Origin of the sequence: Fulvivirga kasyanovii, from assembly GCF_009711405.1 — a bacterium.
Taxonomy (GTDB): domain Bacteria; phylum Bacteroidota; class Bacteroidia; order Cytophagales; family Cyclobacteriaceae; genus Fulvivirga; species Fulvivirga kasyanovii.
The window spans coordinates 1-9,736 of the sequence record NZ_SMLW01000423.1 but is presented as its reverse complement, the minus strand read 5'-3'; the positions used below and the strand labels follow the sequence as shown (position 1 = coordinate 9,736).

Here is a 9,736-nt window from a genome sequence, read left to right as displayed (position 1 = left end):
TTGCTGATGGCTGGTTCTATTATTTTTTTTCTCATCTACTACCAAAAGCGGATGCTCCAGAATAAAATCGCTACACAGGAGCTGGAGTCGGGGTATCAGAAGCAATTACTTTTAACCACCATCGATTCGCAGGAAAAAGAGCGAAAACGGATAGCTTCGGATTTGCATGATGGTGTAGGGGCTATGCTGTCGGCAGCCAAGCTCAACCTAAACATGCTGAAGAGTGGTGCGATACCTAAGGAAGAGCTTACGGAGGCATTAGGGGAAACCAAAGACATGATTGATGAAACCATCGAAACCGTTCGCAGGATTTCTAAAGATTTGTTACCATCTTCATTGGATGTCTTTGGATTATCAAAGGCCGTTGAAGAACTTTGCGAAAAACTCGATAACCCGAAAACCCAGGTGAAGTATGAAGCACACGGAGATGAAGTTGCTCTCACAAAACAACAGGAGCTACTGATCTACCGTATGATACAGGAGTTGATCAATAATGCACTCAAGCATGCGGAGGCTTCGGTTATACGGGTAAATATCAATTGGGAAGAGTCATTGACCGTTACTGTACAAGACGATGGAAAAGGGTTTAACGTTGAGGAGATACGTGGAGATATTAAGCGAGGCGTGGGGCTGTACAGTATTGAAAACAGGGCGGGTCTGATTGGAGGATCAGTAGTATTCAAAAGCCAGCCCGGTGAAGGAACGACAGTCAACATTTATATAAAAAGCGATCATGAGCCAAATTAAGGTATATATAGCAGATGACCAGACCCTTTTCAGAAAGGGAATGGGACGATTAGTTCGGTCGTTTCCTAATGTAAGCGAAGTCAGGGAAGCCAGCAATGGCAAAGAACTGCTGGACCTGATCAAAGAGGAGGAGCCGGATGTAATATTAATGGACCTTGAGATGCCTGTAATGGATGGCATTGAGGCTACCGAGAAAGTGATTAACCGTTATCCTCACATTAAAATTGTTGTACTGTCCATGCACGATACCCAGCAGCATATTTTCTACCTGATGGAACTGGGTGCTCATGCTTTTCTTCTGAAAAATGCTGAACCGGAAGAAGTCCAGGAGGCCATACTTGCGGTAATGAAAAACGACTTTTATCAGAATGAGATAGTGGTAAATGCTCTTCGTAAAGGGGCCATGGATAAAAAGAAAGCCGAGGGCCGTCCCGTTTTTCAAAGTAATGTAACACTGACTGACCGAGAAACGGAGATCCTGCTGCTGATTTGTAGGGAACTAACGATGAAAGAGATAGGAGAGAAGCTTTCTCTATCAGAAAAAACCATTCATAACCATCGTGCCAGAATGATGGATAAGCTCGGTGTAAGGAATACTGTAGGCCTGGTTAAGTTTGCCTACGACACTGGCCTTATGGAGTAGCCAATCCTTAATTTTCACCTCAATTTTATGGTAAGTCACATTAGGTAAATTTACCTAATTTCATAGGTAAATTTACCCTATTGATATTCTTATATTTTTTTGATAATACATTTAAATAATTGATTTACAGATTGTTAAATATAAACTTTACTGTCTCTTTGCTCCCATTTCATAACAACCTGAAAATAAAATAGCGTGCTGATTTATAACTTGAAGTCATTAAACAGCGCGGTCATGAAGAAGAATATTCTAATAATACATAAAGACGATCAGGCAAGAAGGGAAATGCATGATATTCTCTCTCCTTTCGATTTCAACCTGACCTATGCAGATGATGGTCTGCACGGTTTGTATGCGGCGAAATCCGGTAAGCCGGATTTAATCATCAGCGAGGTAAATATTGCTATATTAAATGGTCTGGAGATGTGTAAAATGATCCGTCGTGAAAGGGAGATCAAGCAAATGCCCATGATATTTCTCCATGAGGAGTTAAAGCTGGAGTACATCAGTACGGCCAAACATATCCACGCCAGTGCGTTCCTGATCAAGCCTTACCTGAACAACTCATTGATCTACGCAATAAAAAAAGCTCTCAAAGAAGAAGATCTGCATATAACCAAAAGCAGACAGCCTATGCGATATGAAGATTGTAAAGTTCCTGTATTGACAAAAATACAGTATGCCTGATATAGCTTACCATTTGTGAATGGTAATAAAAAATACAGATTGGTTTTGATTGTACTTCGATTGGCATCTTTGACAAAGCTCAGGGATGCCTTTAATTTTTAAGGCTGTACAAACCAGGGTCATGTAGCGTGATTCCGATGTAAGTTTGGACTATCACTTTCAACTTTTTTTCAACTGAAAAATTATTAGACTTACATATCAACTACTATAGCGCTTTATGAAAAACATATTTGCAGCAATTTACTTTCTGGCCTTTGGGCTAAATGTGGTGGCTCAGCCTCTTGAAAATGAAACTGACACCAGTAAACTCACTTTACAAGAGGAGGTGTCTTTTACAGATGTCTATGTTATAGATGTTTATAAAAGCAGATACGGCAGGGTAAAATCATCGAAACCGCATCAACAACAAAATATTAATGCACCGGATACTCTGGATTTTGGCGATACCCTTGTAGTACAGTTGGAGCATATTGATTATTTACTGAACAAGGATAAAGTGAACCTTAGTGACATCACTTTGTACATTAATGAGTTTGCCATGACGAGCCTGATCCCTATCAGGTGTGTGAATGATAAAAATGAGATATGTTACATCCTTAATGAACGGCTACTAAATACTCCGGAGAAAAACTACATAAAAAAACTTCCCGGGCTATTTTTGAAGGAAGTAGGTATTGGTATTCAGATAAAGAATACAGACGTTTTATATAAATGCAGTAAAAAACTGTTTATAGGGCTTACCAAATTTAAAGATGAATTCATCATATCCTGTATTTTCAGTGTAATCCTGTTCTTCTCCATGCTGCTGCTGTGTAAGAAAACTGCATTGATCAGAGACAAAAGTACTCAGCCGCTAAAAACCAGGGCTTACAGCTTATCGCGGTCCCAACTGGCCTGGTGGACTTTTATTATTCTGACTTCTTACCTGTTTATATATCTCGTTACGGGTGAAACGGAGCTGTTGAATTTTACAGCCGTCACATTATTGGGTATTAGTGCCGGTACTACTGCAATAGGTACCACTATCGATAGTAGTGAGCCTACAGAGGAGCGGCACCAAAACGATGCTTCTGAAGGTTGGCTGATGGATGTGCTTTCTGACGATGGAGGGGTTAGCATTCACCGACTACAAAACCTGATTTTCAACCTGATCTTTGGAGTTATCTTTATCAGGTCAGTGGTCAGTGATTTTTCTATGCCTGAATTTAGCGACAACCAATTGATACTCCTCGGTCTGAGTGCCGGTACATACTCCTTCGTCAAGACCAGGGAAAATAAAAATAAAGTGCCGCAGGCTGATACAAATACCAATAGCAATACAGATACAAGCACGACTGAGCCAGATTCTGATAAATCATAATTAACCTGACCCCATGATAAAAACGATTAAGTTTGACCCCAATGGAGAAGACCTGAAGGTGGTATTTACTTTCGAGGGCCTCATTGTAGCCTCCTACGCCTTTACACTTTGGGAGGCTAATAGCAATAACCAGTTGCTTTACGAAAAGGGCAATAACCAAAACCCTGATGACGACAGCTATGCCATTCCCCCACCGGTAATCAATAGCGACGGTCGGTTGATACAGCTTCGGACAGAATTTAAAGCACTGGATCCTGATAATGTGAAGCAGTACACTATTACGGCTGAGGTATTTCAGGGAGATAAATCACTCGGAAAAGATCAGGATACAGGTGACAATACCGGTAAATCTCAAGGTTCTCTCATCTTTATATTATTAAGCAAGCAATGAAATACATCCGACTTATCTTCATCGTTTTTTTGTGTGTTTGTGGCAGTCATATTTCAGCCCAGGTCAGCCCGCAGGACACCGCATTAGTAAAGAACTTCAGGCTGAACTTTGCCATACCTGATATGCCTGCTTTCAAGATTATGGGCACTAACCCCAGTAATATACTCAGGCCCTCGTCGCCTAAAGCAGTCGCTGCTATGGTTTCGGACTTTGGAAAAGGAGGCCAGGTTATTTTACCGTCATCCTTTGCCGCAGAAATAGCACCTTATATTTTACTCAAATCCAATAGCCTTACACTTAGTGAATATGACAAAAACTCAGCGTTATATAGCCTGCGTTTTTCTATAGGTACTCAGCGAGACCCCGAAAATGACATTACCACCAACCTGGCTTTAGGAGCCCGGATGACCCTGATTGATGAAGGTGACCTTAAAAATGACAAACAATACCGGCAACAACTTTTTGATATACTGGCCGAAAAGGTTGCAGCCAAAGATGCTTTACAATTGCAGTATCTGAGGCAAAACAATCTTACCGCCGTGGAAGTAGCCAGTAATCCCGGCTTACTACAGCAGCAGGAAGATTATATCAATCAGCAGATCAGGCGTGATTTTGATGCTTCTATTGATTCTCTGAATACAGCTTATAAGGAACAGAACTGGAACAAGAAAAAGCTGGATGTGGCTGTTGCCGTCCTGGGCACTTCTCCTGATAGCCTGGCCAAGGATACTAAATTCAGCAAATTTTCTATTTGGGCGACTTATGGTACACCGCTTGGTCAGCATGGCCAACTTTTGCTCGGTTGGAATTTTAACTATGTATCTGGTGATATTGAGGGCAGCGATGACTATACCACCAATTCTATTACAACCAGGGTTTATGGAGGGGAGAACAAGTATAAGGGGTTCCTTGAGCTGCAATATGAAAGGGACGAAAATCTGGGTGCTAACATGTATTTCGCCAACTTAGGAGGGGAGTTTCTGATTATGGATGGTGTCTGGGGTAATGTCTCCGCCGGTTTGGAGAGAAACTGGACAGATAATGAATCCCATTTCGCATCCAATTTTGATATTAAGTTTACTATTCCGGAGAAGTTGAAGCTATTTAAGTAATTGTGGAAGCTCGTGAGTGGACATAAGAGGGCAATGGTTTTCTGGTGTTCACTTCAGTGTTATCCTCACCCTGTTTCATCAATTTTATGGTGTCCGTGCCGTTCAGCCCAAGCTTTCGGAAGTTTAACAAAAAACACGGCGTAGCCCTATAAGCCGCTATAAACTCATAAATATTCCTTAAGCATTAACCCTCAGACACCGTATGTTTTTAAATTGTTAAGTTTCATTCAGGTACTAACCTCGTATTTGGGAAAGCGTTAATTTTACTAACAACCACTACTGAAAATGAAAGCAATTACCAAAAAACAAGCTATCCTGCAATCTCTGGAGGCCATGGATGCTTCCGAGATGGAGAAGGTTCTGGATTACATCAAAGATTTGCTGTATAACCCGGCCAATGACCTGAATTATCAAAAGGTTAAGCAACAGGCGATGCGTGAGATACAGCATGCCCTGAAGAATGAGAAGAAGGAAGCAGAGCCAGTACTTTCTTAAGTATACTGGACGTAGTGCCTCCACTTTTCAAGTACGGCTTCAAAGTCTGCTGGCAGCTCACTTTCAAACTGCATAAACTCCTTTTTAACAGGGTGCACAAATCCCAGTGATTTGGCATGCAGGGCTTGTCGCGGTATCACTTTGAAGCAGTTATCTACAAAACTCTTGTATTTGGAGAAGGGGGTTCCTTTGAGCACTTTGTCTCCACCATAGGTGGCATCGTTGAAGAGTGGGTGGCCGAGGTGCTTCATGTGCGCCCGTATCTGGTGTGTTCTGCCGGTTTCCAGGTTACACTTAACGAGAGAGACGTAGCGAAGGTCTTCCAATACCTCGTAATGCGTTATGGCATTGCGCCCGATTGATTCATCTTCATAGGCCACGGTCACACGTCTGTCTTTTAGGCTTCTGCCGAGGTTTATATTAATTGTTCCCTTAGCCTCTGCGGGTATGCCCCAGACCAGTGCCAGATAAGTCCTCTCTATGGAGTGGTCGTAAAACTGCTTGGCCAAGCCTGTCATGGCAGCTTCAGATTTGGCAATTACTAATAGTCCCGAGGTATCTTTGTCTATTCTATGCACGAGGCCAGGCCGGCCCTCATTGCCTTTCATTTCCGGAAGGTTTTGAAAATGATAGGTCAATGCATTGACCAGTGTTCCCGTCCAGTTTTGATAAGCGGGGTGCACTACCATGCCTGCCTCTTTATTGACTACCAGCAGGTCTTCATCTTCATAAATAATATTCAGCGGAATGTTTTCAGGCACCACCTCCGTATCACGTGGAGGCTCTGGTAAGGCAATAGTAATTACGTCATCAGGCCTGACTTTGTAGTTAGGTTTTATTTCAGCATTGTTAACCTTTACAAAACCATCTTTTATTGCATTTTGCAGCTTGTTGCGTGTTACATTGGGCAACCTGTCCATTAAGAACTTATCTATTCTCAGCAGTTGCTGCTTAGGGTCTGCTACTATGCGGTGATGCTCGAACAGCTCGTCATCTTCCTCTATAAATTCCTTATCAGACATGTCGGGGTTGTAACCTATTTATGATTTTGAAGTATTCCTTTCTGCAATATTATGCATCCTTTTTGTCAAACCACTGTCTTTAACGCACTAAAACTAATAATACCATGCTAAAGAACTATTTCACCATCGCCTACAGGACACTCGTCAAAAACAATATTTACTCCCTAATCAACATTTTCGGTCTGTCATTCGGTATGGCCACTACACTGCTGATCATTCTTTGGGTTCAGGATGAGATGGAGTTTGATCATTTTCATAAAAATCTAAAAAATATTCATCGCTTATTGGAGAATCAGCGATATACAGATGGAAATATTTTTACAACATCATCTAACCCTGCACCACTTGTTCCCTATCTGAAAGAGACATACCCGGAAGTGAAATATGCCAGCAGGTACACCTGGCCTGTTGAAAACCTGCTTAGAGCTGATAAGGATGGTAACTTTGAATCCGGAAGGCATGTGGATAAGGACTTTCTGAAAATGTACACTTTTGAGCCGTTAGAAGGAGATTTGAATACTGCCTTGGATCCTGTTAACGCCATAGTGATGACAGAGTCGCTGGCAAAAAAGTATTTTGGAGACAATAATGCAGTGGGCAGGTCCATAACCCTCAACGACACAACGGAACTTAATGTAACAGCCGTGATCAAAGACCTTCCTGCCAATTCCAGTCTCACTTTTGATTACCTGCTCACTTTTGAAAAATTCTGGAATGAAAACAAATCATGGCTCGACGAGTGGGGAAACAATAACGTCAGCGGCTTTGTACAACTCGCGGATAATACCAGTGCGGGGGCTTTTGAGGATAAGATAGCTGATGATATTAAGGATAAGAATGAGGGCTCTAACGTCACTCTTTTTCTTCAACCACTTAGTGAGTACCACCTGTATTCCAAATTTGAAAACGGAGAGCAAGTGGGAGGCAGGATTACCAATGTTAAGGTGTTCTCCATCATTGCCTTTGTGATACTTCTGATCGCATGTATTAATTTCATGAACCTGAGTACGGCCCAGGCTACCAAACGGGCCAAGGAAGTGGGCCTTAGAAAAGTGGTTGGTGCTTATGACAAGCAACTGATCTTCCAGTTTTTAGGGGAGTCATTGCTCTACTCGTTGATAGCTGCCGTGCTGGCCGGACTTATTGTTTACCTGCTATTGCCTTACTTTAATGATTTAACAGCCAAGGAACTTACTTTTGATATCCTGAATTCGGAGTTGCTTCTGTACATGCTGTTGATTACTGTGTTTACAGGTTTGTTTGCCGGAAGCTACCCTGCGGTCTATCTCATCCGGTACCAACCGGCCCGCGTGCTGAAAGGAGTCATCCGCTCTGGCAAAGAGGCAGCTACTTTTAGAAAAGTACTGGTAGTGATCCAGTTTACTCTTGCTATTGTATTGATCGTAAGTACTATTGTTGTTTATCAGCAGTTAAATTACCTTCAAAATCAAGACATAGGTTTTAACCGGGAGCGTCTTTTGTATATGGAAATGCATCAGGGCATGGGCAAGAATTATGAAACCATCCGGAAGGAGCTGCTCAATGATCCTTCGGTAGAGCATGTAACGGCTATGAATATGGCACCGCTTAATTTTGGTAATTCTACCTATGGCCTGGAGTGGGAGGGTAAAGACCCCGATGCCATGATCCTGTTCAGCAATATTTCTGCTGATTTTGATTTTATCCGGACTTTCGAAATGGAATTGACTGAGGGCAGGAGCTTTGACAGAAAATACAGCACAGATACGGCTAATTTTCTGATTAACGAAGAGGCCGCCAGAAAAATGGGCTTTGAAGGTAATGCAGCAGAACAGCCGCTAACCATGTGGGGAGACCGACATGGGAAAATTGTAGGCGTGATAAAGGATTTTAATTTTTCATCCTCACACCAGGAAATCGAACCATTGTTGATTGCCCTGGAACCTGATTGGTTCAATTACATTGTGGTGAGAGCAAAAGATGGTAATATGGATGGAGCCATTTCCGCTATGGAAAAGTATCATAAAATGTATGCCCCTGCTTATCCCTTTGAGTACAAGTTTGTGGATGACCAGTGGAGCGAGAAATACGAGGCAGAAGAACGTGTGGGTGTTATTTTTAATTATTTTGCTGTACTCTCCATCATCATTTCCTGTTTAGGTCTATTTGCTCTGGCAGCATATGCTGCAGAACGCAGAGTTAAGGAAATAGGAGTAAGAAAAGCTCTGGGAGCCAGTATTCTGAACATTACAGGCCTGATGACCCGAGAGTTTACCTGGCTGGTCATCATTTCTGCGGCTTTGGCCTGCCCTATAGCCTGGTACCTGATGGATGCGTGGCTGGATGATTTTGCTTACAAAATCAATATAGGCTTTTTTACTTTTGTTATAGCTACTTTGCTTTCATTGTTTATAGCCCTTGGAACGGTGGGTTTTCATGCCGTAAAAGCGGCCTTGAGCAATCCGGTGAAAGCATTGCGGTATGAATAGAGTTTTGTGTGGTAAACTAATATTGTAGCAGCATAAACGCTATGAGGCAAAAAGGCGCTCGATGAGCGCTTTTTGCTCATTTACGCTTGCGGGTGTAATATTTCTGCAAGACCTTTTTATTAAACCCTACCACAATAAGCCACATACCTAACACCAGCTCCAAAATGGCTGTTGGCATGTTTAAGATCAGGTATTCGCTCGTGATAACATCTACAATATGAAATAAGATCAGAACACTGGCAACTGCTGACAACAAAGTGCCAACCAGACCCCAGATAGAAAGCCATAGTGGAATTAACTTTGATCTGATAAGTAAGATATAGAGTATAAAATTGCCAATGCATAAAATTAGAACCATAAATACATGATTGATGTAATCCCGGGTGATCTTGAGCGCGTTTCCCAGTGCCTGGAAGTTTGAGGCATTTTCCGGGGAGTTACTCACAAATTCGTTGCTTAAAGCCAGGATTAATAGCAGTAGAATAGTCCCAAAAATCACGAGGTTAGTAGCAATGATCCTGAAACTTAAAAAGCCAATGGCCAGGCTGCCACTAAACCTTCTGATGATAGGGTACAACAACAGGGCTACACCCAGGTAAGAGAGCGCCATAATAAACTGGAATACGGCCCCAACAATCACCTGATTAAAATGTGCCGCGGCCTCTGTTAAGTAATGCCTGGAGTCGATAGCCGGAGCAACACTGAAAATCCCGGCTGCCATACCCACTATCATAAATAAACCTGCAAATCTTGTTTTAAGTTTTTCTGAACCCATGGGGAGCTATTTTGGATTGGTTTCGGAAATATTGAT

At 42.2% G+C, this 9,736-nt stretch carries 10 protein-coding genes; 8 read left to right on the top strand and 2 right to left on the bottom strand.

Going from position 1 to position 9,736, the window contains the following annotated elements; translation table 11 throughout:
- From E1163_RS06110 to E1163_RS06080, 7 genes are all read left to right on the top strand, one after another.
- On the top strand, positions 1-747 hold a 747-nt coding region (locus tag E1163_RS06110; protein WP_155170554.1), incomplete at its 5' end, for a sensor histidine kinase.
- Complete coding sequence (locus tag E1163_RS06105) at positions 734-1,390, top strand: response regulator transcription factor (RefSeq protein ID WP_155170553.1); 657 nt, start codon at positions 734-736, stop codon at positions 1,388-1,390. The genes E1163_RS06110 and E1163_RS06105, both read left to right, overlap by 14 nt.
- Before the next feature lie 234 nt (positions 1,391-1,624).
- On the top strand, positions 1,625-2,077 hold the full coding sequence (locus E1163_RS06100; RefSeq protein WP_155170552.1) for a response regulator: 453 nt from the start codon (positions 1,625-1,627) through the stop codon (positions 2,075-2,077).
- Between the two features lie 217 nt (positions 2,078-2,294).
- On the top strand, positions 2,295-3,437 hold the full coding sequence (locus E1163_RS06095) for a hypothetical protein (protein ID WP_155170551.1): 1,143 nt from the start codon (positions 2,295-2,297) through the stop codon (positions 3,435-3,437).
- 13 nt (positions 3,438-3,450) lie between these two features.
- On the top strand, positions 3,451-3,828 hold the full coding sequence (locus tag E1163_RS06090) for a hypothetical protein (protein WP_155170550.1): 378 nt from the start codon (positions 3,451-3,453) through the stop codon (positions 3,826-3,828).
- Positions 3,825-4,940, top strand: a complete 1,116-nt coding sequence (locus E1163_RS06085) for a hypothetical protein (RefSeq protein ID WP_155170549.1) — start codon at positions 3,825-3,827, stop codon at positions 4,938-4,940. Before E1163_RS06090 ends, E1163_RS06085 begins: the two co-directional genes overlap by 4 nt.
- 285 nt (positions 4,941-5,225) lie before the next feature.
- A complete protein-coding gene (locus tag E1163_RS06080) occupies positions 5,226-5,435 on the top strand; it encodes a hypothetical protein (RefSeq protein ID WP_155170548.1) in 210 nt (69 codons plus the stop codon).
- Here E1163_RS06080 and E1163_RS06075 read toward each other — a convergent pair.
- Positions 5,432-6,457: an RluA family pseudouridine synthase gene (locus E1163_RS06075; protein ID WP_155170547.1), complete on the bottom strand. Its 1,026-nt coding sequence runs from the start codon at positions 6,455-6,457 to the stop codon at positions 5,432-5,434. The genes E1163_RS06080 and E1163_RS06075 overlap by 4 nt on opposite strands.
- Before the next feature lie 104 nt (positions 6,458-6,561).
- On the opposite strand from E1163_RS06075, the gene E1163_RS06070 reads away from it, so the two are divergent.
- A complete protein-coding gene (locus E1163_RS06070) occupies positions 6,562-8,925 on the top strand; it encodes an ABC transporter permease (RefSeq protein WP_155170546.1) in 2,364 nt (787 codons plus the stop codon).
- Positions 8,926-9,001: 76 nt separating this feature from the next.
- Here the strand turns inward: E1163_RS06070 and E1163_RS06065 are convergent, their stop codons facing one another.
- The gene (locus tag E1163_RS06065; protein WP_155170545.1) at positions 9,002-9,700 is read right to left on the bottom strand and encodes a DUF4386 domain-containing protein; all 699 of its coding nucleotides are present in this window, start codon (positions 9,698-9,700) and stop codon (positions 9,002-9,004) included.
- Positions 9,701-9,736 lie beyond the last annotated feature (36 nt).